Origin of the sequence: Dactylosporangium sp. CS-047395 (assembly GCF_050942185.1) — a bacterium.
Classification (GTDB): domain Bacteria; phylum Actinomycetota; class Actinomycetes; order Mycobacteriales; family Micromonosporaceae; genus Dactylosporangium.
Genome location: NZ_CP192015.1, coordinates 3,988,943 through 4,013,725, shown reverse-complemented (window position 1 = coordinate 4,013,725; position 24,783 = coordinate 3,988,943). Strand labels below are relative to the sequence as shown.

29 protein-coding genes are annotated in these 24,783 nt (G+C 73.4%); 12 read left to right on the top strand and 17 right to left on the bottom strand.

The window, feature by feature from the left end; all coding sequences use genetic code 11:
- Positions 1 to 105: 105 nt before the first annotated feature.
- Entirely contained in the window at positions 106 to 2,526 is a 2,421-nt protein-coding gene (gene rph / locus ACQP00_RS18870; RefSeq protein ID WP_433220826.1) for a rifamycin-inactivating phosphotransferase, read from the bottom strand.
- A 183-nt stretch (positions 2,527 to 2,709) separates the two neighbouring features.
- Here rph and ACQP00_RS18865 point away from each other — a divergent pair, with 183 nt between their 5' ends.
- Complete coding sequence (locus ACQP00_RS18865) at positions 2,710 to 3,549, top strand: hypothetical protein (RefSeq protein ID WP_433220824.1); 840 nt, start codon at positions 2,710 to 2,712, stop codon at positions 3,547 to 3,549.
- Entirely contained in the window at positions 3,546 to 6,440 is a 2,895-nt protein-coding gene (locus tag ACQP00_RS18860; protein ID WP_433220822.1) for a phosphatidylglycerol lysyltransferase domain-containing protein, read from the top strand. The genes ACQP00_RS18865 and ACQP00_RS18860 overlap by 4 nt, the downstream gene beginning before the upstream one ends.
- Here ACQP00_RS18860 and ACQP00_RS18855 read toward each other — a convergent pair.
- The 11 genes from ACQP00_RS18855 to ACQP00_RS18805 are packed head-to-tail and all read right to left on the bottom strand — an operon-like array spanning position 6,382 to position 11,339.
- Positions 6,382 to 6,675: a gas vesicle protein K gene (locus ACQP00_RS18855; RefSeq protein WP_433220820.1), complete on the bottom strand. Its 294-nt coding sequence runs from the start codon at positions 6,673 to 6,675 to the stop codon at positions 6,382 to 6,384. The genes ACQP00_RS18860 and ACQP00_RS18855 overlap by 59 nt on opposite strands.
- Positions 6,672 to 6,836 (bottom strand): gas vesicle protein, encoded by a 165-nt coding sequence (locus ACQP00_RS18850; RefSeq protein ID WP_433220818.1) that lies wholly within the window; start codon positions 6,834 to 6,836, stop codon positions 6,672 to 6,674. Before ACQP00_RS18850 ends, ACQP00_RS18855 begins: the two co-directional genes overlap by 4 nt.
- The gene (locus ACQP00_RS18845) at positions 6,833 to 7,528 is read right to left on the bottom strand and encodes a GvpL/GvpF family gas vesicle protein (protein ID WP_433220816.1); all 696 of its coding nucleotides are present in this window, start codon (positions 7,526 to 7,528) and stop codon (positions 6,833 to 6,835) included. Before ACQP00_RS18845 ends, ACQP00_RS18850 begins: the two co-directional genes overlap by 4 nt.
- Complete coding sequence (gene gvpJ / locus ACQP00_RS18840; RefSeq protein WP_433220814.1) at positions 7,521 to 7,820, bottom strand: gas vesicle protein GvpJ; 300 nt, start codon at positions 7,818 to 7,820, stop codon at positions 7,521 to 7,523. The genes ACQP00_RS18845 and gvpJ (ACQP00_RS18840) overlap by 8 nt, the downstream gene beginning before the upstream one ends.
- On the bottom strand, positions 7,810 to 8,103 hold the full coding sequence (gvpO, locus tag ACQP00_RS18835; RefSeq protein WP_433220812.1) for a gas vesicle protein GvpO: 294 nt from the start codon (positions 8,101 to 8,103) through the stop codon (positions 7,810 to 7,812). The genes gvpJ (ACQP00_RS18840) and gvpO overlap by 11 nt, the downstream gene beginning before the upstream one ends.
- Positions 8,104 to 8,113: 10 nt before the next feature.
- On the bottom strand, positions 8,114 to 8,335 hold the full coding sequence (locus tag ACQP00_RS18830) for a gas vesicle protein GvpG (RefSeq protein ID WP_433220810.1): 222 nt from the start codon (positions 8,333 to 8,335) through the stop codon (positions 8,114 to 8,116).
- On the bottom strand, positions 8,332 to 9,099 hold the full coding sequence (locus ACQP00_RS18825) for a GvpL/GvpF family gas vesicle protein (RefSeq protein WP_433220808.1): 768 nt from the start codon (positions 9,097 to 9,099) through the stop codon (positions 8,332 to 8,334). The genes ACQP00_RS18830 and ACQP00_RS18825 overlap by 4 nt, the downstream gene beginning before the upstream one ends.
- Position 9,100: 1 nt before the next feature.
- Positions 9,101 to 9,475 (bottom strand): gas vesicle protein GvpJ, encoded by a 375-nt coding sequence (gene gvpJ / locus ACQP00_RS18820; protein ID WP_433220806.1) that lies wholly within the window; start codon positions 9,473 to 9,475, stop codon positions 9,101 to 9,103.
- Positions 9,472 to 10,422: an SRPBCC family protein gene (locus ACQP00_RS18815; RefSeq protein ID WP_433220804.1), complete on the bottom strand. Its 951-nt coding sequence runs from the start codon at positions 10,420 to 10,422 to the stop codon at positions 9,472 to 9,474. Before ACQP00_RS18815 ends, gvpJ (ACQP00_RS18820) begins: the two co-directional genes overlap by 4 nt.
- A gap of 6 nt (positions 10,423 to 10,428) precedes the next feature.
- The gene (locus ACQP00_RS18810; protein ID WP_433220802.1) at positions 10,429 to 10,959 is read right to left on the bottom strand and encodes a hypothetical protein; all 531 of its coding nucleotides are present in this window, start codon (positions 10,957 to 10,959) and stop codon (positions 10,429 to 10,431) included.
- 56 nt (positions 10,960 to 11,015) lie between these two features.
- Positions 11,016 to 11,339 (bottom strand): winged helix-turn-helix transcriptional regulator, encoded by a 324-nt coding sequence (locus ACQP00_RS18805; protein ID WP_433220800.1) that lies wholly within the window; start codon positions 11,337 to 11,339, stop codon positions 11,016 to 11,018.
- Between the two features lie 65 nt (positions 11,340 to 11,404).
- Between ACQP00_RS18805 and ACQP00_RS18800 the strand changes: the two genes are divergently transcribed.
- From ACQP00_RS18800 to ACQP00_RS18785, 4 genes are all read left to right on the top strand, one after another.
- Positions 11,405 to 12,253: an LLM class flavin-dependent oxidoreductase gene (locus ACQP00_RS18800; protein WP_433220798.1), complete on the top strand. Its 849-nt coding sequence runs from the start codon at positions 11,405 to 11,407 to the stop codon at positions 12,251 to 12,253.
- Positions 12,250 to 13,512 (top strand): FAD-binding oxidoreductase, encoded by a 1,263-nt coding sequence (locus tag ACQP00_RS18795; RefSeq protein ID WP_433220796.1) that lies wholly within the window; start codon positions 12,250 to 12,252, stop codon positions 13,510 to 13,512. The genes ACQP00_RS18800 and ACQP00_RS18795 overlap by 4 nt, the downstream gene beginning before the upstream one ends.
- Before the next feature lie 85 nt (positions 13,513 to 13,597).
- Complete coding sequence (locus ACQP00_RS18790) at positions 13,598 to 14,158, top strand: hypothetical protein (protein WP_433220794.1); 561 nt, start codon at positions 13,598 to 13,600, stop codon at positions 14,156 to 14,158.
- A 105-nt stretch (positions 14,159 to 14,263) separates the two neighbouring features.
- Positions 14,264 to 15,094 carry a universal stress protein gene (locus ACQP00_RS18785; protein ID WP_433220792.1) on the top strand — a complete coding sequence of 277 codons (831 nt, stop codon included), beginning with the start codon at positions 14,264 to 14,266 and terminating at the stop codon, positions 15,092 to 15,094.
- Here ACQP00_RS18785 and ACQP00_RS18780 read toward each other — a convergent pair.
- On the bottom strand, positions 15,091 to 16,092 hold the full coding sequence (locus ACQP00_RS18780; protein WP_433220790.1) for a zinc-dependent alcohol dehydrogenase family protein: 1,002 nt from the start codon (positions 16,090 to 16,092) through the stop codon (positions 15,091 to 15,093). The two genes, ACQP00_RS18785 and ACQP00_RS18780, sit on opposite strands and share 4 nt — an antisense overlap.
- Before the next feature lie 92 nt (positions 16,093 to 16,184).
- Between ACQP00_RS18780 and ACQP00_RS18775 the strand changes: the two genes are divergently transcribed.
- The 3 genes from ACQP00_RS18775 (at position 16,185) to ACQP00_RS18765 (ending at position 18,954) form a co-directional block, all read left to right on the top strand.
- Complete coding sequence (locus ACQP00_RS18775; protein WP_433220788.1) at positions 16,185 to 17,024, top strand: universal stress protein; 840 nt, start codon at positions 16,185 to 16,187, stop codon at positions 17,022 to 17,024.
- On the top strand, positions 17,021 to 17,395 hold the full coding sequence (locus ACQP00_RS18770) for a nuclear transport factor 2 family protein (RefSeq protein ID WP_433220786.1): 375 nt from the start codon (positions 17,021 to 17,023) through the stop codon (positions 17,393 to 17,395). The genes ACQP00_RS18775 and ACQP00_RS18770 overlap by 4 nt, the downstream gene beginning before the upstream one ends.
- Positions 17,396 to 17,814: 419 nt before the next feature.
- Positions 17,815 to 18,954 carry a cation:proton antiporter gene (locus ACQP00_RS18765; protein ID WP_433220784.1) on the top strand — a complete coding sequence of 380 codons (1,140 nt, stop codon included), beginning with the start codon at positions 17,815 to 17,817 and terminating at the stop codon, positions 18,952 to 18,954.
- Positions 18,955 to 19,185: 231 nt separating this feature from the next.
- On the opposite strand, the gene ACQP00_RS18760 is transcribed toward ACQP00_RS18765, so the two are convergent.
- Positions 19,186 to 19,605, bottom strand: coding sequence for a VOC family protein (locus ACQP00_RS18760; RefSeq protein WP_433220782.1), 420 nt, complete (start codon positions 19,603 to 19,605; stop codon positions 19,186 to 19,188).
- Positions 19,606 to 19,774: 169 nt separating this feature from the next.
- Between ACQP00_RS18760 and ACQP00_RS18755 the strand changes: the two genes are divergently transcribed.
- Positions 19,775 to 20,041: a DUF1876 domain-containing protein gene (locus ACQP00_RS18755; RefSeq protein WP_433220780.1), complete on the top strand. Its 267-nt coding sequence runs from the start codon at positions 19,775 to 19,777 to the stop codon at positions 20,039 to 20,041.
- A 162-nt stretch (positions 20,042 to 20,203) separates the two neighbouring features.
- On the opposite strand, the gene ACQP00_RS18750 is transcribed toward ACQP00_RS18755, so the two are convergent.
- Positions 20,204 to 21,301, bottom strand: a complete 1,098-nt coding sequence (locus tag ACQP00_RS18750; protein ID WP_433220778.1) for a GH12 family glycosyl hydrolase domain-containing protein — start codon at positions 21,299 to 21,301, stop codon at positions 20,204 to 20,206.
- A 178-nt stretch (positions 21,302 to 21,479) separates the two neighbouring features.
- On the opposite strand from ACQP00_RS18750, the gene ACQP00_RS18745 reads away from it, so the two are divergent.
- Positions 21,480 to 22,919: a peptide MFS transporter gene (locus tag ACQP00_RS18745; RefSeq protein WP_433220776.1), complete on the top strand. Its 1,440-nt coding sequence runs from the start codon at positions 21,480 to 21,482 to the stop codon at positions 22,917 to 22,919.
- A gap of 5 nt (positions 22,920 to 22,924) precedes the next feature.
- On the top strand, positions 22,925 to 23,311 hold the full coding sequence (locus tag ACQP00_RS18740; RefSeq protein WP_433220774.1) for a hypothetical protein: 387 nt from the start codon (positions 22,925 to 22,927) through the stop codon (positions 23,309 to 23,311).
- Here ACQP00_RS18740 and ACQP00_RS18735 read toward each other — a convergent pair.
- On the bottom strand, positions 23,300 to 24,097 hold the full coding sequence (locus tag ACQP00_RS18735; RefSeq protein ID WP_433220772.1) for an ABC transporter ATP-binding protein: 798 nt from the start codon (positions 24,095 to 24,097) through the stop codon (positions 23,300 to 23,302). The genes ACQP00_RS18740 and ACQP00_RS18735 overlap by 12 nt on opposite strands.
- Positions 24,094 to 24,768 (bottom strand): FadR/GntR family transcriptional regulator, encoded by a 675-nt coding sequence (locus ACQP00_RS18730; protein ID WP_433220770.1) that lies wholly within the window; start codon positions 24,766 to 24,768, stop codon positions 24,094 to 24,096. The genes ACQP00_RS18735 and ACQP00_RS18730 overlap by 4 nt, the downstream gene beginning before the upstream one ends.
- Positions 24,769 to 24,783 lie beyond the last annotated feature (15 nt).

Below are 24,783 nucleotides of genomic sequence, written 5' to 3'. Positions count from 1 at the left end.
CACGGCGCCCTCCTCTCCGCTCGCCGCAGGGTCCACCGTGCACAAGTAATCACATGATGACTTGTACCGCCGCCGCGATCAAGGAGGGCCGCCGGGCCAACGGGGTCAGGAGAGCAGCTCGACGTACCCCTCGGTGCCGTGTACCCGAATCCGCTCGCCGTCGCGGATCAGGCGGGTCGCGTCGACCACGCCGACGACGGCGGGCAGGCCGTACTCGCGCGCGATCACCGCGCCGTGCGTCATCAGCCCGCCCACCTCCGTCACCAGTCCGGCGGCGGCCACGAACAGCGGCGTCCAGCTCGGGTCGGTGTGCGGCGTGACGAGGATGTCGCCCGGTGCCAGGTCGGCCTGCGTCATGTCGAGGATGACGCGGGCCCGGCCCTCGACGGTCCCGGCCGAGACCGGCAGCCCGGTGAGCGCCCCGGCCGGCACGTCGTCGCGCCGGTACGAGCCGGTGATGGTCTCGCCGTCCGAGGTGAGCACCCGCGGCGAGCGCAGCCCCTCGAAGGTCCGGAACTCCTCGCGGCGCCGGCGGACGAGCTCGTCGTCGACGCGGCCGGTGCGCACCACGTCGTACAGCTCGTCGAACTCCAGGAAATAGATGTCCTCCGGCTCGGGCAGCCCGAGGCCCAGCAGCGCCTGCTTGTAGAGGAAGTAGCGGCTGATCATGCCGTACTTCGGGTACTCGCGGTAGCCGATGAAGGTCCGCACCAGGTCGATTTTCCGCTTGGTCTCCTCGGCCTTGGCCGCACCGTCCGCGAGCGCCCGCAGCCGCTCCAGCAGCACGCGCTCCCATTCGAGCGCTTCGAGGCGGCCCTGCTCGAAGCGGCGCCGGCTCTCCCCCGGGGCGAAGTTGCGGACGTTGCCAAGGATGAGCGGGACGAGCATCGACGGCTGTTCCCGCCACCGCGGGCGGGTGATGTCGATCTCGCCGATGCAGCGCATGCCGTACCGGTCGAGCCAGCCCTCGATCGCGTCGCGCGCCTCGGCACCGCCGGGCACCTTCGGCAGTTCGTCGAGCGGGCCCGAGGCCTCGAGGAAGGCCACCACCTCCGGGTGCGGGCGGATCGCGTCGGCCACGTCGAGCAGGTCCAGGCCCATCTCCGAGGTGATGTTGTGCGGTACCGACTGCGTGAGCACGTCCGCCGCGTTCTTCTCCCCCAGCCAAATCTCCAGCCGCTCGTTCAGCCACCACGTCGCCTCCATGGCCGACATGAACACCTGGTGGCTGCGCCGGTCGAACAGCAGCCGCCGCAGCTCCTGCAGGTCGGCCCGGATGAAGTCGAGCAGCGCCTCCCCCGACTTCGTGCGGATCTCGCGCGCCGCGGCGGCGACGGAGGCCTCGCTCGCCGCGATCAGTTCGGCCACGACGGCCGGGTCGGGGTCGATCGGGTCCGGCGCTCCTCCGGCGATGGGCGGTGGCGGAACCTCGGCCGGTACCGTCGGAATGAAATCGCGGTCGAGCACGCTCCGCAGCGCGTCGCCGGTCAGCGGGTCGCCCTTGCCGATGAGGTCCACGAGTGCGGCCCGGCTCGCCGGATCGGCCACCCGCGCGGTGACGTCGACGAACAGCCGGCCCCCGGCCACCGCCATCGGGACCGGCGTCGTCATCTGCCAGAAGGAGATGCCGAGCGGCCGCATCGCCTCGGTCATCATCTGCTGGTGGCCGACCGAGAGGTACACGTGATTGTTGGAGTCGGCCCGCGCCGGCACCGGGAACAGCGTGGTGATCGGCCGGCTCTGCACGATCTGGAAGCCATCGCCGTCCAGGCACCACTCGATGTCCTGCGGGCGGCCGAAGTGCGCCTCGATCCGCCGGCCGAGCCGCTCCAGCGCGACCACCTGCTCGTCGCTGAGCGCCGGGCGCTCACCCGCGACCGAGCTGGCGACGATCGCCCCGTCGCGGACCTGGTACACGTCTGGCGTGACCCGGCCGGAGACGAGGTCCTCGCCGAGGCCGAGCACCGCGTCCACATTGGTCACCCGGCGGTTGCCGGTGACGGGGTCGGCGGTGAACATGACGCCGGCCGAGTGCGCGTCGACCATCCGCTGCACCACCACCGCCATGTGTACCGTCCGATCGTCGATCCCCTGCTGCCGCCGGTACGCCACCGCCCGATCCGTGAACAGCGAACCCCAGCAGCGCCGCACGTGCTCCAGCACGGCGTCCGGACCGGTCACGTTCAGGTAGGAGTCCTGCTGCCCGGCGAACGAGGCCGTCGGCAGGTCCTCGGCCGTCGCACTCGACCGCACCGCGTAGGCCGCGCCCGGGTCCACCGTCGCCGTGATCGCCGCCGCGACCTCCTCCGGAATCGGGGTGGCCTCAATGGCCCGCCGCCGATCCGCGCCGGTCGCCAGGCCACCGGCCAGCATCAGGCGGAACGCGGCCGTCGTCACGCAAAAACCGCCGGGCACACGGATGCCCTCGATCCGCCGCAGCTCCCCCAGATTCGCGCCCTTGCCCCCGACGTCCGCGCCCCGCGAACCGTCGACCGCATCCAGCCCCACCACGTACTGCACGCTCACAGCAACACCTCCGAGCCGACGATTCTGCAGCGCGACCCGGGTCTTGCCGCAAGCCCCCCAGCCTGCTATATGTTAAAAGTGGCAGGGAGCGATGGCTCCTTGCTTTTTGTTTTTCCACCGCCCGCGTGTACCGCACCACCGCCTGGGTAGACACCGACGCTCGGGACGGCGCGGAGGTGCGGGATGGCGGTTGGCCGGCTTGCGGCCCTCGGATGCGCGGCCCTCGCCGCGGTGCTCTACGGCCTGAGCTCGCTGCTGCAGGCGACCGGGGCCAAGAAGGCCGCGAGCCTCATGCGGGTCGTGCGCCAGCCGTGGTACGTCGCCGGCGTGGCCCTGGACCTGCTCGCGTGGCTGCTGTCCGTGGTGGCCCTGCGCACCCTGCCCGTGTACCAGGTGCAGGCGGTCCTGGCCGCCTCGCTCGCGGTGACCGTGGTCGCCGCCCGGTTCTTCCTCGGGGTCCGGCTGCGCCGGGTCGACGGGGTGGCGGTCGCCGCGATCGTCGCCGCGCTGGTCGTGCTCGCGGTCAGCTCGGGGCCGCTGCCGCCGGTGCACGCCTCCGTCGCCCTGCGCGCCGGCCTCCTGGCGGCCGCCGCCGCGGTCGCGGCCCTCGGATACGCCATGGCCCGATCGGGCCGGGCCGCAGCCTGTGCGGCAGTGGCCGGGCTGGGGTTCGGCGGTGCCGCGCTGGCCGTCCAGGCCGTCGCGGTGCCGCCCAGTCCGGTCCGGCCGAAATGGCTCCTCGCCCTCGCCACCGACCCGGCCGTGTGGGCCCTGGCGGTGTTCGCGGTGGCCGGGGCGCTGCTCTACGCGCGCTCCCTCGAGGCGGGCGACCCGTCCCGGGTGACCGCGGTGCTCTGGGTCGTCGAGGTCGTCGCGCCCTCCGCGGTCGGCGTGGCACTGTTCGGCGAGACGGTCCGCGCCGGCTGGGAGCCCGCCGCCGTGCTGGCCCTGCTCGCCGCCGTCGCGGCCGCCGCCGTGCTGGCCACGAACTCCGCGCACCGCGTCCTGGAGGCGGCCCGATGAGCGAGGGCATGCCCGACCGGATGATCGTCAAGGTCAAGGCGGATGCGACGGTACTGGTCTGCAGCGACCTGCACCTCGGGCCGCGCGCCACGGAGGCGAGCGCGCAGATGGAGCGGGATCTCGTCGCGCGCCTGGAGCGCTGGTCCGGCCCCGGCGCCCTGGTGTTCAACGGGGACACGTTCGAACTGTGGGGCGAGCCGGGCAGTACCGTCGCCGAGGCTCTTGACGCCCATCCCCGGCTGGCCGCCGCGATCGGGCACTTCGCCGCCGAGCCGGGCCGGGACGTCGTCGTGATCGTGGGCAACCACGACGCCCCGATCGCCTGGGACGGCGTCTCCGCCGACGTGCTCACCGCCCGTCTCGGCGCCTGGTGCGCGCTGGCCGCCGATCTCGTGCTGGCCACGCCGGCCGGGGAGCGGGTGGTGCGGGTCGAGCACGGGCACGCGTTCGACCCGGCGAACCGGTTCACCGACCCGCGCAACCCGCTGGACTCGCCGCTCGGCCAGCACATCGTGCAGGAGGTGCTGCCCGAGGCCCGGCGCACGCCGCTGCTGGCCGACATCGGCGGGCTGGCCGATCCGAACGCGATCGGGCGGTACATCGCGTCGCGGCTGGTGTACCGCCGGCTCGGCAAGCACGTGTGGTGGCTGGGGCTGCCGATCCTGCTCACCGTGCTGCTGCCGCAGATCGAGCGGTGGACCACGCTCATCGCGCTGGGCCTGCTCGCCCAGGCGCTGCTGCTGTTCGCCCTCGCGGTGCTGACCTCGCGGACCGTCTACTCGGCGATGGCGGGCAGCCGGTTCGGACCGCGCGGCAGCAGCCTCAACGCCATTCCCAAGGCGGCGGCGGCCGCGCTGTGCGGCGACGGTACCGTGGCCGGGCTCATCACCGGGCACACCCATCAGCCCGAGGTCGCCGCGGTCGAGGGCGGCTTCTACGCCAACACCGGGTCGGGCACCCGCCAGGTCGAGCAGCGCCGCGCCCACTGGTTCCTGCCGCCGGTGTTCGACGCCGTGCTGCGCCGCTGCTGGGTCGAGCTCGACGTCGACCGGGAGGTGCGGGTGCGGCTCGTGGTGGCCGAGTCGCCGGCCGGGGACGCCACCTGGCTGGAGCGGATCGCGATGCGCCGGGTGCCCGCCCTGCCGGTCGCGCCGGAGGTGGTCGCGACCCTGCCGGGCTGCACGGCCTGGCCGCTGCAGCAGGACCTGCTCGCGGCCCGGGCCCGGGCGGCGCGGGTGCGGGCGGCCGCGGCCGGGCTGGTCGCCGCGGTCGCCGTGCTCGGCGTGGCCTCGGCCGTCACCGCCCCGCTGCGGGGCCGGCTCGCCGCGCTGCTGGACGTGCTGCCGGTCGCCGCGCCGCAGGCCGCCGGGACCGCGGTCGTGTTCGTCAGCGCCGCGCTGCTGCTCGTCGCCTGGGGCCTGCACCGCGGCCGCCGGCTGGCCTGGCTCGTGGCGGTCTGCCTGCTGGCCGGCAGCGCCCTGCTGCACCTGCTCAAGGGCCTCGACGTCGAGGAGGCGGTGGTCGCCCTGGCCGTCGCCGGCTGGCTGGCCAAGCAGCGCAGCGCGTTCCCGGCCCGGCCCGACCATCACCAGGCGCGCCGGGCCGCGTACGTGCTCGGCGTCGGCGCGGTGCTGACCATCGGGCTGTCCACCGCCCTGGTCGCCGGGACCGGCGTCCGCGGGAGGCGCGGGCACAAGGCGGAGGCGATCGCCGAGATGCTCGCCGGGCGCGGCGGGCCGCTGCCGAACACGTCGCCGCTCATCGCGCCGATGCTGTTCGCGACCGGGCTGAGCGTGCTGCTGCTCGGCGGCTGGCTGCTGCTGCGCCCGCGGCTGGGCCGCCGCCCGAGCGCGGCCGACCACCGCGCCGACCTCGAACGGGCCCGGCGGATCGTGGCCGAGCACGGCGGGGACACCCTCGGGTACTTCGCCCTGCGCGCCGACAAGGAGTGGTACTTCACCGGCGACTGCGTGGTCGCCTACGACGTGCGCGAGGGCGTCTGCCTCGTCTCGCCCGACCCGATCGGCCCGCCGGAGCAGCACGCCGAGGCCTGGGCCCAGTTCGTCGCGTTCGCCGACGGGCAGGGCTGGCCGGTGACGGTGGTCGGCGCGGCCGAGTCGTGGCTGCCGGTGTACCGCACCGCCGGGACGCACCCGGTGTACCTCGGCGACGAGGCGATCGTCGACTGCTCCGCGTTCACGCTGGAGGGGCGGGCGATGAAGTCGCTGCGGGGCGCGTACAACCGGGTGCGCAAGGGCGGCTACACGGTCCGCTTCCACGACCCGGCCACGCTGCCGGCCGCACTCGTGGCCGAGCTGCTGGACCTGGCCACGCAGAGCCGCCAGGGCGGCGAGGAGCGCGGCTTCTCGATGACGTTGTCGCGGCTGTTCGAGCCGGCCGACACCGGGCTGCTGCTGTCGGTCGCCTACGGGCCGGACGGGCGCCCGGCGGGCTTCATCCAGTGGATCCCGGCCGCCGACATCGCCGGCTGGTCGCTGGACGTGATGCGGCGCAGCACCGCCGAGGACGTGCCGAACGGCCTGACCGACTTCCTCATCATCGAGACGATCCTGCACCTGCAGGCCCGGGGTGACTGGGGGCTGGGGCTGAACTTCGCGGTGCTGCGCGGGGTGCTCGCGGGCGAGCGCGGCAGCGGGCGGCTCAGTGAGGTACAGCAGCGGATCCTGCGGCGCGTCGGCGGGCGGACCCAGATGGAGACGCTGTGGCACTTCAACGACAAGTATCAGCCGCTGTGGCGGCCGCGCTACGTCGTGCTCGACAGCCTGACCAGTGCGCCGCTGCAGGGCCTCGCGGTCGCCGCGGCCGAGGGGGTCACGCCCGCTCGTCCGGGCCGGGCAGCAGCGGCCCGAGTGGGCCCAGGTCCAGATTGAGGTCGGCGGGTTCGAGGCCGAAGTGCTCGCGCAGCTCGGTCATCTTCTCCTCCAGGGCCATGAGGGTGGCTCCGATCTCCTCGACCTGTTCGTCGCTGAGCCCGCCGGCGTCGATGCGGCGCAGCGCCTGGCGCTCCATGAGCTGGCGCAGCAGCTCCACGACGGTCAGCACGAGACCCGCGAAGCCCCGCTCGACCGAGTCCCGGTCGACCTCGATGCGCTGCGGCCGGGTCATCGCGGCGCCACCGTGCCGGCCGACGCGAGCAGCGCCCGCAGCGAGACGTACACCAGGTCGACCCCGGCGATGGAGATGGTGAGCTCGCCCGAGACCACGACCCCGGTCGCCAGGACGCGGTCCAGGAGGTCGACCAGGGCGACGGGCTGCGTGGTGGTCATGACGCGGTGAACGAGTAGGGCGGCCAGGGACCGGTCAGTTCGAGGCGCAGGTCGTCGTGGCGGGCCGCCTCCTCGGCGACCAGCCCGGCGAAGTCCTCGGCGGCGGCCCGGTCGACCAGGTAGGCGGCGTTGAGCAGCATCGGCTCGGGCCGCCCGGTGAGGCGGCGGGCGGCGGCGGCCCGTTCGGCGAGGGCCTTGTCGGTCGCCTCGGCGTCGTCGTGCGCGCGCTTGCGCCGGTCGTCCTGGGCCCGGCGGCGGTTCAGGTACGCGGTGCCGGGCCGGTCGGATGTGGTGGCGGGCGGCTCCGGGGCGAGCTCGGCGTACATCTTGACGCCCCACTCCGCGCGGCCGCCGACGCGGTCCAGGACGGCTTCGAGGTCGGCCCGGCGCTCGCGGAGCATGGCGCGCAGGCCGTCGTCGTCGCGGTACACGGTGGCCAGCTGGGCCGGGACGACCGCGTGCCGCTCGGCGAGGGCGGCCACCACGCCGTGGTGGGCGCGGGCGGTGCGGTCCAGCCACTCCAGGTTCTCCAGGTTCGCGCGCAGGGCCTCCTCGTCGAGCTCGACCGGGCTGACGACGGCGGCGAGACCTTCGCCGGCGACCGCGCGCACGGGGGCGCCCGCGATCCCGGCGAGGCCTTGCACCGGGCCGGGATCGAGGCCGCGGGCCACGGCGTGCAGCCACTCACCCATCGGGGTCCTCCTCGATGGCCTTGCGGGCGGCGCCGGGCGCGAGCGGCTCGCGGGCCTTCGAGGTCAGCCACGGGTCGTGCTCCCACCAGTCGATGCCCATCTGCCGGGCGGTGTCGACCGAGGCGACGACGAGGCGCAGCTTGAGGGTGAGCAGCTCGATGTCGAGCAGGCTGACCCGGATGTCGCCGACGATGACGATCCCCTTGTCCAGCACGCGTTCCAGGATGTCGCCGAGGTTCGCCGGTTCGTGGCCCGTGGTCAGCACCTGGCCGGACTGCGGGTTAGGGCGCATCGCCGTCGCCCTTTCCGCGTTGGTACTGCTTGATCCTGCGCAACCCGGCCAGATCGCCGTCGGGCGTGAGGTCGGCCCGGTACACGGCGAGCAGATCGCCCGACGACGGGATGCGCCGATCCTCGACCACCTCGACCTCGACCCGCCAGCCGCCGTCGTCGCAGGCCTCCAGTGCGGTGATGCCGGACGCCGACTTGCCGGTGAGCTGCCCGATCTCGCGCACCGCGGTCCGGGCCACCTCGGCCGTGCCGAGCGGCTCCATCTCTTCGTAGTCATCACGCACGGTTCGGCTCCTACTCCGCCGGCCGGATCAACCGGCTCAGCAGCTCACGCTGGCGCTCGTCGGCCGTCGCGGCGTCGATCCGCCCGGCCGCCCGGGCCTCGTCGACCTCCTGCAGCTCGCGCCGGATCACCGTCGGGTCGTACAACTCGTGGTCGACCTCGTCGCGGATCAGCTCACCGACCCAGACCGCCACACGGACGGGCGCGAGCGGGGCGGTCAGCAACGCGCTCACGAGTCCCATGTCCGGGCCTCCGGGCGCAGATCGGCGACGAACTCGTAGGGCGCGAGCGGACCCAGCAGCCGCACCTCCAGCTGTCCGGCCCGCCGCTCGGCCAGCCCGGCCACGGCCCGCTCCAGGTCGTCCTCGCGGGCCAGGTCGGCCAGGATCGCCACGTCGGCCGCGCCGTACTCGCCGGGCGGCTCGCGGGTGACGACCCCGGTCGCGATGGGCGCGACGGCGTCGGCGACGGCCCGGGTGTCGGCCGCACGCCGGGCGTCCAGGGCCCCCTGCACCAGCCGGCCGAGCGCGATCCGCTCGTCGCGGGCGGCCTCGGTGGGCCGGTCCCGGATGGCCGCGCGCAGCTGGTCGATGCGCGGGTCGGCCGCCAGCACCTCGCGCAGGACGGCGTCGGCGACGTAGCGGGCGCTGATCACGTACTGCGCCTTGCCCTCCAGCCCCGCCAGCGCCGCGAGAAAGTCGTCGTGGTGCGTGGCGAGCAGTTCGTCCACGACCGCGGTCCGGTTGGCGAGGACGGCGCCGAACCGCACCGGCAGGACGGGTACCACCGCGGCGGTTTCGTCCAAGAGCGCCTCGTGGGCCAGCAGGTCGTCGGGTGTCCCCAGTGGACGGTCGAGGTCCAGCTCGCTGATGAGCGCGGCGAGCTCGCCGTGGCGGACCGCCGTGACCGTCGCGCCGCCGATGCCGGTGGCCTGCGGGTCGGTCTCGATCGCGGCCGGGACGATGCCGTAGACGTAGACGGCCGAGTCGGCGGCCATGTCACTCCTCCTCCCGCCGGCGGCGCCGCGGCACCCGCTCGGGCTCCTCGGCCGGCTCGACGATGTCCTTAACCTTCTCGCCGGCCGCCTCGAGCACGCCCTTGGTCTTGTGCTTGGCCCCGCCCTCCTGCATGTCCTGCACGAGCTCGGGCAGGCCGGCCTTCTCCTGGGCGATGTCCAGGCGGTTGACGGCCTCGGCGAACTTCAGGTACGTGTCCACGCTGGCCACCACGATCCGCGCGTCGACGGTGAGCAGCTCGATGCCGACGAGCGACACCCGCACGTACGCGTCGATCACGAGGCCCTTGTCGAGGATGGTGTCGACGACCTCGGCCAGTGACGTCGAGGTCGGACGGTCGACGACTCCGCTGCTCATGACCGGCTCCTTCGGTGGTGACGGCTGTGGCCGGTGCCGTTGTGGCCGTTGCCATTGCCGTTACCGTTGTGCGCGTTGCCGTTGTGCCCGTTGCCGTTGTGCTCGTTGCCGTTGCGGGCGTTGCCGTTGTGGCCGTTGTGCGCGGCCTGCTCCTCCCGCATCGCCGTCTCGTGGTCCTTCACCACCTCGCCGTCGTGGATCTCGCCGCGCCAGCCCTCCACGCCCTCCGGGTCGAGGATCGACTGGGTCATCACGTGCCGGCGGAAGTGCTTGAACTCCAGCCGGGCGCGGCGGCCCTGGGCCCGCCACAGGTTGCCGGTGCGCTCGAAGAGGCCCTGCGGGTGGTACTCCATCGCCAGCATGACGCGGGTCATCCGCGGCCCGATCTCGTGGAAGGTGACCGAGCCGTCGACGTGGCCCTTGGCGCCCTTGGACTTCCAGACGATGTTGTAGTCCGGGATCTGCTGGACGATGGTCGCCTCCCACGTGCGGTGCGACCAGAACACCTGCGCCTTCCAGTTGGTCTTCTCGTCCGACTCCTGCTCGACGCTCTCGACCTTCTTCATGAAGCTCGGGAAGTCCGCGAACTGCGTCCATGTGTTGTACGCCAGCCGCACCGGAACCCCGACGTCCAGCTGCTCCTCGATGTTGGTGAGCTTGAGCTTCTTGGGCTTCGATCCGCCGCCGCCGAAGACGCCCTTCACCTTGTCCTTGAGCCCGGCCCAGCCGCTGGACAGCGCCGCCCGCATCGGCGACTTGCCCTCGGCGAGCTTCTCGGCCCCGGCGGCCGCGGCCTTCATCTTGGTGCCGCCACCGCTCGCGTACTCGGTCAGCCGCTCGGTCAGCGAGCCCATCCGCTTGCCGGCCGTGTCGACCGCACGCCGGCCGACGACCGTGGCGAGCTCTCCCAGCAGCCCGGACATCTGGCCGCTCGCTTGCTTGGCCATGGCTCGCTACTCCTCCCGGCGGCGACGCACCGGAGCCCGGCGGCGCCGCGGCGGCGGACCGGCGGTGGCGAGCTCGTCGTCGTCCTCTTCCTCGTCCTCGTACTCGTCCTGCGGCTCCGGCTCCGGCTCGGGCTCCCGCTGCCGCTTCTGTTCCGGCTCCCGCTGGCGCTCCCGCTTCTGCTCCGGCTCCCGCTTCTGCTGCTGCTCCGGCTTGCGCTCCTCCTGCGGCTCCTCCTCGGGCTCCTCGTCCTCGTCCCGGCCGCGCAGCCGGTCGCTCATGGACCCGACCCGGTTCGACACCGCGGCCATCGCGGCGTCCTTGGCCGAGGCGAGCAGCGGGCCGCCCATCTCCCCGAGCTTGCCCAGCTCCGGCGTCGACTTCAGCGCGCGCAACCCGTGGTCCAGCACCGATCCGGGCCGGCTGAGCCGCCCGGTCGCGGCGGCCGCACCCAGCAGCAGGCCCCAGCGCAGTTTGCGTTGCCGCCCGAGCAGGTAGCCGATACCCGCAGCCAGAACGACCTGTGTCTTGCAGTTCATGGTTTCTCCCTCGGCTCGTGTGAGGGCTTCCAGATCAACCCGGCTACCCGGGCCCCTCAGGGCGAAACCGTCATTCGCCGGTAACTCCACTCGATGAGGGGTTGCAGGACGGACAACAGCCGTTCCCCCTCATCGGTGAGCGCGTAGCGGATCTGCACCGGCGTGCTCGGGATGACCGTGCGCGCCACCAGGCCCTCCTGCTCCAGCTCCTTCAGCCGCAGCGCGAGCAGCCGGTCGGAGATGCCCTCGATGGCCGATCGATACTCGCCGAAGCGGCGCGCGCCCCGGTGCGCGGCCAGCAACACGGCCGCGGTCCAGCGCCGCCCCACGAGTTCCAGCGCGTCGGCGAAGACGCGGCAGCTCGGTTCGTCGATACTCACTTACCGAAGGTTAGTAACTCACCAGGAGTTTGGCCACGGTACTTCGCGGTCGCATCGTGGACGGCATGACCGACTACGGACACCCGATCACCTTCGGGCTGAGCCTGGACCCGGCGGCCGACCGCCTGCCGGAGACCCGCCGCCTCGCCCGCGCCGCACAGGCCCACGGCCTGGACTACCTCGCGGTGCAGGACCACCCCTACCAGCCCGGGCACCTCGACGCCTGGACCCTCATCAGCCACCTCGCGGCGCACACCGAGACCGTCACGTTCGTCACCGACGTCGCCGACCTGCAGCTGCGGCCGCCGGCCATGCTGGCCAAGGCGGCGGCGTCGCTGTCCGTGCTCACCGGCGGGCGGGTCACCCTCGGCGTCGGCGGCGGGGCCAGCACGGACGCCATCGCCGCGATGGGCGGCGCACGGCGATCCCGCGGGGACATGGTGACGTACACCGCGGAGGCCCTGCAGGTCATGCGGGCCGCCCTGGCCGGGCAGGGGGTCCGCCTCGCGTCGGAGCAGCACACGATCGAGGGGTACGACGGCGGGCCCTTGCCACCGCGCCCCGTCCCGCTGTGGCTGGGCAGCCAGGGCCCGCGCATGCTCGCGGTGACCGGGGCGCTGAGCGACGGCTGGATCTCGCCGCTGAACATCTACGTGCCGCCGGCCGAGGTGCCCGCCAAGCAGCGGCGCATCGACGAGGCCGCGCTGGCCGCGGGCCGGCGACCGAGCGACGTGCGGCGCGTCTACAACGTCATCGGGCCGCTCGCCGACGCCGCGCATCTCACCGAGTGGGCCTTGGAGCTCGGCTTCGACACGTTCGTGTTCTGGCCGACCGACGCGCCGCGGCGGCAGCTGGACCGGTTCGCGGCCGAGGTCGTCCCGGCCGTGCGGGCCGCCGTGGAGGCCGGGCGATGATCGTCGGACCGGCCGACCGGCGGTACTCCGCGCTGCGCTCGACATACACGAAACGCGGGACGCCGGCCGCAATCGCGTTGCCGCGCTCCGCTTCCGAGGTCGCCGACACGCTCGGCCACGCCCGCACGCACGACCTGGCGATCGCTGTGCGCAGCGGCGGGCACGGCCTGGCGGGCACCGCCACGAACGACGGCGGCCTCGTCGTCGATCTGTCCACCATGGACGAGGTCACCGTGCTGGACCGCGACGCCGGACTGGTGCGGGTCGGCGCCGGCGCACGCTGGGCCGACGTGGCCGCGGTGCTGGGCCGGCACGGGCTCGCGATCAGCGCCGGTGACCACGGCAACGTCGGCGTCGGCGGACTCGTCACCGGCGGCGGCATCGGCTGGCTCGTGCGCTCGTACGGGCTCACGATCGACCACGTCCGGGCGGCCGACGTCGTGCTCGCCGACGGCCGCCTGGCCCGGGCCGACGCCGAGCACGACCCGGAGCTGCTGTGGACGGTGCGCGGCGCGGGCGCCGGGGCCGGGATCGTCACCGCGTTCGAGATCACCGCGGCCCGCGTCCGCGACGTCGGCGTGGGCCAGTTCGTGTTCGCGGCCGGCCGGGACGGCGGCGTGCTGCGCCGCTGGGCGTCCACACTGGAGGGTGCGCCGCGCGAGCTCACCACCGCGGTCACCGTGTTCCGCGACGGCGGATCGGCGGTCGTACAGGTGACGGCCGTGGTCGCGGACGGCAACGCGGGGCGGGTGCGGAAGGTCCTGCAACCGCTGCGCGAGATCGGGCCGCTGCTGGACAGCCGGGTCGACGTGGTGCCCTATCCGGCGCTGGTGTCGCCGGCGCACAAGCACCCGAACGTGGGCCAGCAGCCGGTGACGCTCACCAACGGCCTGTTCACCCGGCTGCCGGCCGAGGCGGTCATGGGGCTCGTCCACTCCGGACGGTCGCTGGTGCAGCTGCGCTCGGTCGGCGGCGCGGTCAACGACGTGGCGGCCGATGCGACCGCCTACGCGCACCGGCACCAGAACGTGCTCGTCCTCGCCTCGGTGTTCCCGCCCCAGAGCCGCGCGGCGCTGGAGTCGCAGTGGCGGGGCCTGGCCGGGAGCGCTGGCGGGGCGTACGTGAACTTCGAGAGCGCCCGGGACCGGGCCGCGTTCGCGCGCGTCTATCCCGGCCGGACCGGCGAGCGGGTGGCGGCCGCGTGGGACCGGTACGACCCCGAGGGCCTGCTGCGGCCCGGGACTTTCGGCCCGGGCTAGTCGGGCGGTCCGGCACGGGCGCTGGGCACGCCTGCGGGCCGACGATATAGGTGTCAACGAGGAACACGGCACCAGGAGGCCGAAGATGAGCGCCACCACCAACCAGCGGGCGAGCCGGCTCGAGCACGTCGAGGCGCCCGGGAGCATGCTCACCAGGACCGCGGCGCGGGGTCTGGCGATCCTGCGGTACGCCACCGGGTTCGTCTTCCTCTGGGCGTTCCTCGACAAGGCCTTCGGCCTCGGCTACTCGACCCCGTCGGCCAAGGCCTGGATCCACGGCGGCTCGCCGACCAAGGGCTTCCTCAGCTCGGTCGACGTCGGCCCGCTGCAGGGCTTCTTCCACACCATCGCCGGCACCTGGTACGCCAACTGGGGCTTCATGCTCGGCCTGCTCGGCATCGGCATCGCCCTGATCGCCGGCATCGGCCTGCGCGTCGCCGCCGTCGCCGGCACCGTGCTCATGGCCTTCATGTGGCTGGCCGAGTTCCCGCCCGCGAGCGGCTCGTCGAACCCGGTCGTCGACTACCACGTCGTCTACGCCATCGTCATGATCGTCAGCGCCGCCGCCTACGCCGGCCAGACCTGGGGCCTGGGCAAGCGCTGGGCCAAGCTCCCGATCGTGCAGAAGAACCGCTGGCTCATCTGAACCACAAAGGTCTGAACACGCAAGACCGTGAGGCCCCGGGACGCGACCCCCCAGCGTCCCGGGGCCTCCGCGCGTTGGATGCCGTCCAGCGGGTAGGGCCTCGCGATGATTCCAGAACACAGCGTCGTCGTGGGCGTCGACGGCTCGCGCGAGAGCCTGCAGGCGGTCGTCTGGGCGGCCGCCGACGCGTCCCGGCGGGCACGGCCGCTGCACATCGCGCACACGTTCACAAGGCTTCCGGTGTACGCCCCGATCGCCGCGCAGGCCCTCGCCCAGCTGGAACGGGGCATGCACGAGGCGGCCGCCGCCATCGTCTCGGAGGCCTCGGAGCGGGCGCAGGCGACCGCGCCCGGAGTACGGCTGACGACCAGCATCCAGATCGAGTCACCGGCCCAGCCGCTCCTGCGCGCGTCCGAGCGGGCCGACACGCTCGTGGTCGGCAACCGGGGCCGGGGCGGCTTCGCCGGGCTGCTGCTGGGTTCGGTGAGCATCGAGCTCGCCGCCCACGCCTCGTGCCCGGTCGTCATCGTCCGGGAGGCCGACCGGGCACCCGGGCCCGAGGCCGGGCGGGTGGTGATCGGGGTCGACGGCTCCCACGACGCCGATCGGGCCCTGCAGTTCGCGTTCGAGCAGGCGTCGTACCGTGGCATCGGTCTGACCGCCGTGCTCGCCTACGACCGTGACGACCTCGAGGACCTGGAACGGCGCACTCTCGCGGAGTCGACCGCGGGGTGGAGCGGGAAGTACCCCGACGTCGACTTCCGCCAGGAGCTGGTGCGCGGCGGCGCGGCCGAGCGGCTCACCGAGCGGTCCGCGGGTGCCGAACTGCTCGTGGTCGGCTCCCGCGGGCGCGGCGGCTTCCGGGGCCTGCTGCTCGGCTCGGTCAGCCAGATCGCCGTCCAGCACGCCGCCTGCCCGGTCGCCGTGGTTCGCTAGGTGGTCAGCACGGCCGCGCCGGTGACCCGGTCCGCGGCGAGATCGGCGAGGGCGTCCTCGGCGGCGTCGAGCGGGTACGGCGTGACCGTCACCCGCAGCCGGTGCCGCTCGGCGATCTCCAGGAACTCGCGCCCGTCCGCGCGCGTGTTGGCGGTGACGCTGCGCATGGTTCGCTCCTGGAACAGGTGCTCCTCGTAATTCAGCGACGGGATGTCGGTCAGGTGGATGCCGGCGATGGCGAGCGTGCCGCCCCGGTCCAGCGCGGCCAGCATCGGCGGCACCAGCGTGCCGACCGGCGCGAACAGGATCGCCGAGTCGAGCGGCTCGGGCGGCGCGGTGGCGTCGGCCGAGGCGGCGCCGAGCGACAGGGCGAGCTCCCGGGCGGCCGGCGAGCGGGTCACCACGTGCACGGTGGCTCCCTGCGCGACCGCGACCTGGCAGGCGAGGTGGGCCGAGGCCCCGAAGCCGTACAGGCCGAGCCGCCCGCCCTCGGGCAGGTCGCTGCGGCGCAGGGCCCGGTAGCCGATGATGCCCGCGCACAGCAGGGGCGCGACCTCCTCGTCGCCGTAGCCCTCGGGCAGCCGGTAGACGTAGCCGGCGGGGGCGGTGCAGTACTGCGCGTAGCCACCGTCCGCGTCCCAGCCCGTGTAGCGCGAGTACGGGCACAGGTTCTCGGCGCCGCGCCGGCAGTACCGGCACCTGCCGCACGTCCACCGCAGCCACGCCACGCCGACCCGGGTCCCGACCGGCATGTCGCTCACCCCGTCGCCGAGCGCCTCGACCGTGCCGACGACCTCGTGCCCGGGCGTGGTGCCGGGCCGCTTCGGGGTCAGGTCACCCTCGGCCAGGTGGAGGTCGGTCCGGCAGACGGCACACGCCCGGACGCGCACGAGCACCTCGCCGGGGCCCGGTTCGGGTACCGGCTTCTCGACCCGCCGCAGCGGATGCCCGCCGATCGGCCCGGGCGCGTGGACCTGCCACGCGGTCATCGTCGCCATGGTTCTCAGTGTCGCGTGCCGTTCGGCCCTGAACCCTCGCCCCGCGGAGGGGCAGCATCGGATGTGGGGATCGTTTCGGAAGGAGTACTGCGATGACGTACCGATATGGCCCGGTCGTCGTGGGGGTCGACGGCTCGGCCCACAGCATGGGCGCCCTGCGGTGGGCCGCCGACGAGGCCGGCCGCAGCGGCCGCACGCTGCTCGTGGTCGCGGTCGACCCGCGGGACGCCGGCCTCGCCGAGCAGGCGGCCGAGGAGGCGAGGCGCTGGCGCTGCGGGATCGCCGCCGAGGCGCGGACCCACCACGGCGCCCCGGTCGACGTCCTGCGCGACCTGGCCCGCGACGCGCGGCTGATCGTGGTCGGCGGCCGCGGCACCGAACCCGGCGAGGAGCAGCCGATGGGCCCGGTGAGCCAGGCCCTGGCCGACGAGGCCGAGGCGCCGGTCCTCATCGTGCACGCGGCGGACCGCTGGGCGGCTCCGGACGCGACCCTGCCGCTGAGCGCTCCCGTGGTGACCGGCTTCGACGACTCCGAGGCCTCCCGCCGCGCCCTGCGCCTGGCCTTCGAGGAGGCGGCCGCCCGCGGCGTCCCCCTCGTCATCATCCAGGCCTGGACCCACCCCGACCTGTGGCGCCCGGGCGCGGACCGCGGCGCCGACCTGCACGCCGAGCAACTGGCCGTCCAGGCCGCCCTCGACGAGGCCGCGGCCCGCTGGAAGGCCGAGTACCCGGCGGTCGAGGTCGACGTCCGCAGCGAACCCGGCGACGCGGTGGAGGCCCTGGCGGTGGCGTCGCAGTGGGCCGGCCTACTGGTCGTCGGCACCGGCTGCGCGAACGGCGAGTCGGTGGTGGACGGCGTCCTGCGGTACGCGGCCTGCCCGGTGCTGGTCGCCCACACCTCGCCCCACGTCACCAGTAGTTTGGGGACATGACCGATGCCGTGATCGAAGAGCTCCTGGCCGCCGACCGCCGCCTGCAGTCCGCCCAGCGCACGAGCGACGTGGCCGCCCTCGACGCATTGCTGGACGACCGCCTGATCGCCATCGGCCCGGACGGCGGCGAACACACGAAGGCCGAGGACCTGTCCGCGCACCGCGAGGGCACCTCGGTCATCGCGACCCTCGTCGAGGAATCCCTGCTCGCCGTGCACGCGGGCGATGCGGGGGTGACGTTCTTCCTGGGTACCGTCAGCGGCACTTACGCGGGCGAGCCGTTCTCGGCGCGGCTGCGGTACACCCGGACCTGGATTCGCGACAGCGCCGGCCGGTGGCGCATTCTGGCCGCCCACATCGCCCCGGTCTAACCGATGCCGCCCACCGCCCACATCGCCCCGATCTGAGCGGTGCCGCCCACCGCGTACCGCCCCGGGGACGTCCTGCGGCGCTCATGCCCTTCACGCCGGCGGGCGACGACGTGGCCGATGCGGCGGGGCGGGCGTGGCGCTTCGACGGCCCGCGGGCGTGGACGGCGTACGACGGCGGTGAAGGCGTTCCCGTGCGGCCGCTGAACCGCCTCGTCGAAGGCGCGCTTCCAGTGCAGGGCTCCCGTTAGGTCGAACTGGTTCAGTGGCTGAACGCGGCCGGATTCGGCCCAGTAGGTGAATGCGGCCGGATTCGGCGCAGCGGCTGAACGCGGCCGGATTCGCGTGAAGCGGGTTTCGGGTCATCGGGGGCGGCTCTACAGTGGCGGCAGGGTGTGCGGCGTGGGGAGGGGGAGTCCGGGGTGAGCCTCGGCCTGCTGGCCCTGATCTCGGTCGCCGGGCTGCTCGGTCCGTTGCTGGCCCTGCCGCGGCGCTGGGGCCTGCCCGTCATCCTCGGTGAGCTGCTCGCCGGGGTCGCGCTCGGGCCGACCGGGGCCGGTGTGCTCCACACCGATGAGCCGGCGTTCGCGTTTCTGGCCAACGTCGGGTTCGCGTTGGTCATGTTCGTCGCCGGATCCCATGTGCCGATCCGCGAACCGGCGATGCGCACCGCCCTGCCGGTCGGGGCGTTCCGGGCCGGGCTCGTCGCCGTCGCGGCCGTGCCCGTGGCGTTCGTGATTGCCCGTGGGTTCGGGACCGGGCATGTTGCGCTCTACGTGGTGCTGCTCGCCTCCTCCTCGGCCGCGCTGATTCTGCCGATCGTCAACGCCGCGGGGCTGGGCGGGCCTGCCGTGCTGGCGTTGCTGCCGCAGGTGGCACTCGCCGACGCGCTCTGCATCATGGCGTTGCCGCTGGCCATCGATCCCGGGCGGGCCGGGCGGTCCGCGGTCGGGGCCGGGATCCTGGTCGGCTGTTCGGTCCTGTTGTACTTCGGACTGCGGCTGGTGGAGCGGCGCGGCTGGCGCAAGCGGCTGCATCGGCTGTCGGAGCGGCGGAAGTTCGCGCTCGAGCTGCGGATCAACCTGGCGCTGTTGTTCGGGCTCGCCGCCATTGCCCAGGCCGCCCGGGTCTCCGTGATGCTGGCCGGATTTGGGTTCGGGTTGGCCGTGGCGGCCGTCGGGGAGCCCCGCCGGCTCGCGAAGCAACTGTTCGCGGTCACCGAGGGGTTCATCGGGCCGGTGTTCTTCGTCTGGCTCGGGGCCTCGCTCGACGTGCGGGCGCTCGGGGCCCGGCCCGCGCTCATCGGGCTCGGCGTTGCGCTCGGAATTGGGGCCGCGGTCACCCATTTCGCGCCGCTCGCGACCGGGCAGCCGATCCCCCTGGCCGGGCTCGCCGCCGCCCAGGTCGGCGTGCCTGTCGCGGCCGCCACACTCGGCAGCGAGGAGCGCCTCCTGGCCCCCGGGGAACCCGCCGCCCTGGTGCTGGGCGCACTCGTGACGATGGCCGTCGCGACCGTCGCCGCATCCCGAGCCGCCCGGGCCACGACCGCCCCAAATACGTGAAACCGGCCGCGCCGTTTCTCGGGCGGCCCCAAATACGTGAAACCGGCCCCGCCGCGGCGAGCGACGGGGCCGGCATCAAGCAATCCCTACGCGGTCGCGCAGCTCACCGAGGTAGTGGCGCCGGCCCGGCCGGGCGCGGGTGGCGGACACCCGGGTGGCGCTGTCGGGCCGGCAGCTGCGGCGCCGGGGCATGGCCGAGGTGGGGTACTCGGCCGGCGACCCCGTCCCTGCTCACCCCGGGCTGATCCCACCGTCCTCGGTGCTGGTCCAGGCCGGGTTGCGGGCGATCTCCCACGGGTACCCATCGGGGTCGATGACGATCGAGTCGTACCCGCCCCAGAACGTCTTCCCGGGCTCGCGCGCGACGGTGCCGCCGGCCGCGCGCGCCTTCTCGGTGAGCTCGCGTACCTCGTCGTCGGACGGCACGCAGGTGCCGAGGGTGACGCCGCCCCAGCCGGTGCCGACCGCGACCGCCGAGTCCTCCGCCAGCTTGGCCCGGTCCCAGATGGCGACGATCATGCCGCGGCGGGCGAAGAAGACCGGGTCGCCGTTGTCGCCGCCGGTGCCCTGCCAGCCGAGCGCCTCGTAGAACGCCCGGGCCCTGGCAACGTCCGCCACCCCGAGCGTGATCATGTTCAGCCCATGCTCCATGCCGCCAGTCTGCCCGCCGCCCCGCGCCGCCGTCTTGAACGAATCGGTCGTCCGGACCCGAGCGGTTGAAGCTGGGAGGTGTGGCGGCGTGTCAGCCGGTGGGTTCGGGGTAGGCGCACGGGTGAGGTGGGCGTTGACGGTGCGTCCCCGGAGCGGCTTGGAGGTCGTCATGACGGTGGCCAAGCGATGGACGATCGACATCGTCATCGATGAGGAGAGCGGCAACACGGCGGCGGAGGCCCGGCTGCGGATGGAGGACGACAGCCTCCTGGTCGGCACCGGGTGTGCCCGGCTCAACCCGGCCGATCTGGACATTCCCGAGATCGGCGACGAGCTGGCGGCGGCCCGGGCGCTGAACGACCTGGGGCATCGGCTGCTGCTCACGACCGCGGCGGACATCGAGGCGGTGACCAGGATTCCGGCCGTGCTCAGCTGAACCCGGCCGAAACCCCGAAGGCCGGAGCTCAGCCGAGCCCGGCCGAAACCCCGAGAGCCGGAGCACAGCTGAGCCCGGCGGAACCCCGAGAGCCGGAGCTGAGCTGAGCCCGGCCGAAACCCCGAGGGCCGGCCCCAAGCAGAAGGGGCCGGCCCCGGTGTTTTACGCGGTCGCGCAGCTCACCGAGGACGGCGCGGTGCCGCTCGCGGTGAAGCCGTAGGTGGTGGTGCCGTTGGCGCCGACGTTGCCGTTGTACGTCTCGTTGCGCACCGTCACCGGGGAGGTTGACGTCACGCGGCCGTTCCACAGGGAGCTGATCGACGCGTTCGCGCCCGACCAGGTCGTGGTCCAGCCCGAGATGGCCGAGGAGCCCGTGTTGCGTACGGTCACCTCGCCCTGGAAGCCGCCCTGCCAGCTGTTGATGGTGCGGTAGGTGGCGGAGCAGCCCGCCTGGCCGCCGCCACCGGGGGTGGTCGGGTTGCCGGGGGTGGTGGGGTTGGTCCCGCCGCCGTTGACCGCGGCGGAGAAGGAGGTCACGGCGAGGCCCTGGCCGCCGATCCACGGCTCGAAGCCGGCCTGGATGCTGGTGAGGTACCAGGAGTTGGTGGCCTTGCCGCGGGAGACGACGTCGTTGATGAAGGACTTGACGTCGAAGCTCCAGCTGGAGATGGCCGACGGCGCGACGTAGGAGACCACGTCGTTGCCGCCGTTGTTGCCCTGCCAGACCTCCCACGAGCGGCCGGCGACGCTGGCGGTGCCGACCCGGGAGCCGACCGGCTGGATCGAGCCCTGGCGGTTGAACCAGATCATGATCTCGGTCGCGTTGACGCCGTTGGTCTTCGGCGTCGGGTCGAGCCAGATGTCGTAGGCGGCGTCGAACGTGCCGCCGACATAGCTGTACGAGATGCTGGTGTTCGCCGAGCTGATCGCGCTGATCTGGATCGGCAGGTTGGTGCCCGGCGAGCAGTTGCTGTAGTGGCAGCCGATGTAGATCGCCGGGTACGACGCCGGCGCCCCGTTCGTCGGCTTGTTCGCGTTGATCTGGGAGATCGAGAAGCCGCTGTTGGTGACGTTGATGCACTGCTGGGCGCTGTTGCCCCAGTTGTTGTTCATGACGACATAGCGGCCACCGATCGTGGTGGAGCCGTACTGCTCGCAGATCTGTGTGTCGGCACTGGCCGGCGATGCGGCACTCACCACCGCCACCACGCCCGCGGCGAACAGGCCGGCCGCCGCGATGACGCGCAGCGCTTTGCCCATGGGTTCCCTCCTTGCATGCGGAAACACTCCTGGACGCGGACGCTAGGCAACCTCGCGGAAAGCGGCGACACGACGGCATGACATTTACCGTTATCGCTGCTCAGGGCGCTTCGGGGAATGTGAAACGTACATCGTCGAACACGCATACTCGGGCCGTCGGCGGGTAGCCGGGATGGGTATGAGCGAGCCGGGTACGTTCTTCGGGCAGCCGCGCGTTCTGGCCAACCTGTTCGGGGTCGAGCTGTGGGAACGGTTCTCGTTCTACGGCATGCAGGGCATCCTGCTGATCTACCTCTACTACTCGGCGGCCCGCGGCGGGCTCGGCATCGACGAGGACACGGCGACCAGCATCGTCGGGGCGTACGGCGGCGCGGTCTATCTCTCCACGATCCTGGGCGCCTGGGTGGCCGACCGGCTGCTCGGCCCGGAGCGGGTGCTGTTCGCCGCCGCGGTGCTGGTGATGGCCGGGCACATCTCGCTCGCGCTGCTGCCGGGGCTGCTCGGGGTCGCGGTCGGGCTGGTGCTCATCGCGATCGGCAGCGGCGGGGTCAAGGCCAACGCCACCTCGCTCGTGGGCACCCTCTACGCCGAGGACGACCCGCGCCGCGACGCCGGCTTCTCGCTGTTCTACCTCGGCATCAACCTCGGCGCGCTGGTCGGGCCGCTGCTCACGGGACTGCTGCAGCAGGAGGCCGGATTCCACTGGGGCTTCGGGCTGGCGGCACTGGGGATGGCGATCGGGCTCGTGCAGTACACCATCGGCAGGAAACAGCTCAGTGGACCGGCCCGGGAGGTGCCCAATCCGCTGCCGCCCGGGCGCCGTCCGCTGGTGGTCGCCGTCGCGCTCGCCGTCGTCGCCCTGATCGCGGTGGTCGTCGCCACCGGGCTGCTGCCCGCGGGCCGGCTCGCGACCGCCGTCGTGGTCGTGAGCGCCGTCGCCGCCGCGGCCTATTTCGCCGTCATCCTCTCCAGCCGCGCGGTCTCCGGCCTCGAACGCCGGCGGATGCTGGGCTTCCTGCCGATGTTTCTCGCCAGCACCGTGTTCTGGTCGTTGTACCAGCAGCAGTTCACGGTCGTCACGATCTACTCGGACCAGCGCCTGGACCGCGACCTGTTCGGCTGGGAGATGCCGGTCTCCTGGGTGCAGTCGATCAACCCGGTCTTCATCATCGTGCTGTCGGGCGCGTTCGCGGCGCTGTGGACCCGCCTCGGCGACCGCCAGCCCTCGACGCCCGTCAAATTCGCCGCCGGTACCGCGCTGATGGGCGCCGCGTTCCTGCTGTTCCTGCCCCTCGCGGGCGGCGGCCCCAACAGCGCGCCGCTGCTCGCCCTGGCCGGCATCCTGCTCGTGTTCACCGTCGCCGAGCTGCTGCTCTCCCCGGTCGGGCTGTCGCTGGCCACCAAGGTCGCGCCAGCCGCGTTCCGGACCCAGACGGTCGCGCTGTTCTTCCTGTCGGTGGCCCTGGGCACGGCGCTGTCCGGGGTGCTCGCGCGCTACTACAGCACCGAGCACGAGGTCGCCTACTTCGGCATCCTCGGCGCCACCGCCCTGCTCTTCGGCGCGCTGCTGGCCGCGCTCACGCCCCTGGTCCGGCGCCTGCTCAGCGGCGTACGCTGAAAACAATGAGAGCGGTCAATGTGCTGGTGGCCGCGCTGGTCGCCGTGCTGCTGACCGGCGGGTGCTCGCGCGGGCGGGCGGACCCGGCGCCGACGTCGACCGCCGCCCCGTCGAAGTTCGTGCCGCGGCTGCGGGCCGGCACGCAGGTCGAGCTGACCGCCGCGGTGTCCCAGGTGTTCGGCGCGCACGCGTTTCTCATCGCCGATGTGGACCTGCCGCCGTCCGGGCAGCTCGTCGTGTCCGACGCGGCGGTGACCGTCGCGGTCGACGACCTGGTGACCGTCTCCGGCCTGGTCCGCCAGCTCGACCGGGCGGCGCTGGCCCGGTACGGGGCCGACGATCCGACCGGCCTGGCCGTCGTCGCCGCGTCGGTGCGCAACCTAGCGTCGTGACGCGGCCGGGCGGGCGGTGCGGGCGCTCCACCGGCCGTCGCGGTGCTCGACCTCGATCTCGTGCCGGAACGCCGCCGAGATGGTCGCGCTCGTGAGCACCTCGGTCGCCGGTCCGGCCGCGACGACCCGGCCGCCGGCCAGGATCAGCGCGTGCGTCGTGGTCTCCGGCAGCTCCTCCAAGTGGTGCGTGACCAGCACCGACGTGAGCCCCGGATGGGTCCGCGGCAGCATCGCGACGGTGTCCAGCAGTTGCTCGCGCGCGGCCACGTCGAGGCCGGTCGACGGCTCGTCGAGCAGCAGCAGCCGCGGCCCGGCGATGAGCGCCCGGGCGATGAGGGTCCGCCCGCGCTCGCCCTGCGACAGCGTCGGCCACCGGTCGCCGATCCGCGGGCCCAGGCCGAGCAGGTCGATGAGCTCGTGCGCGCGGGCCCGCTCGGCGGCGGTCGGTTCCCAGCGATTGGGTGTTTCGACGGTACCCGTGATGCCCGTCAGCACCACCTGCCCGACCGTCAGCGGCGATCGCAGCGGGTGGCGCGGATTCACGTGCCCGATCGACCGGCGCAGCGCCTGCAGTTCGACCCGCCCGAGTTCGTGGCCGAGCACCTGCACGGAGCCGGTCGTCGGGTGGGTCACCGCGCCGCAGAACCCGAGCACCGTGCTCTTGCCGGCGCCGTTGGGCCCGAGCATCGCCCAGTGCTCGCCCGCCTCGACGGTGAAGTCGACGCCGTGCAGGATCTCCTTGCCCTCGCGCCGGAACGTGACCCGGTGCAGCCGCAGGACGCTCACATCGATCCCTTCACGCCGTCGATGAGCCGGTAGGACGCGGCGACGGCTCCGTCCGCGTCCCGGTCGCGGATCGCTTGCACGATGGCCGCGTGGGCATCGCGCACCGCGGGGTCCTCGGGGAAGACGGCGGTGTCCTCGATGGACTGGTGGATCGCGCCCGCGACGGCGTCGTACAGCCGCAGCAGCAACGGATTCCCGCTCGCGACCACGACCCCGCGGTGGAAGTCGGCGTCCGCGGCCACGTAGCCGGCCCGGTCGCGCGCCTCGTGGGCGGCGGCCCGGGCGGCGAGCGCCGCGTCGAGGTCCGCGACGGCGCCGGGGGTCGCGTGCCGCGCGGCGAGCCGGGCGGCGGCCGCCTCCAGCCCGGCGCGCACGTCGAGCACGGGGGTGAGCGCGGCGGCCACCTCGTCGCGCACGAGCACGCCGGTGATCTCGTCCGTCGCGCGCACATAGGTGCCGTCGCCGATGCGCGGGTCGAGCAGGCCGGTGACGCTGAGCGCGCGGAGGGCCTCGCGGACGGTACCGCGGCTGACCCCGAGCTCCTCGGCCAGCTGATGCTCCCCGGGGATCTTCTGCCCGACCGGCCAGCTTCCCGAGCGGATGAGCGTCCGGAACTGCTCGGCCACCTGCATGACCAGGGGCGCCTGCCGGACGGGACCGCGCAACGACACGCCAAGATCCTATGC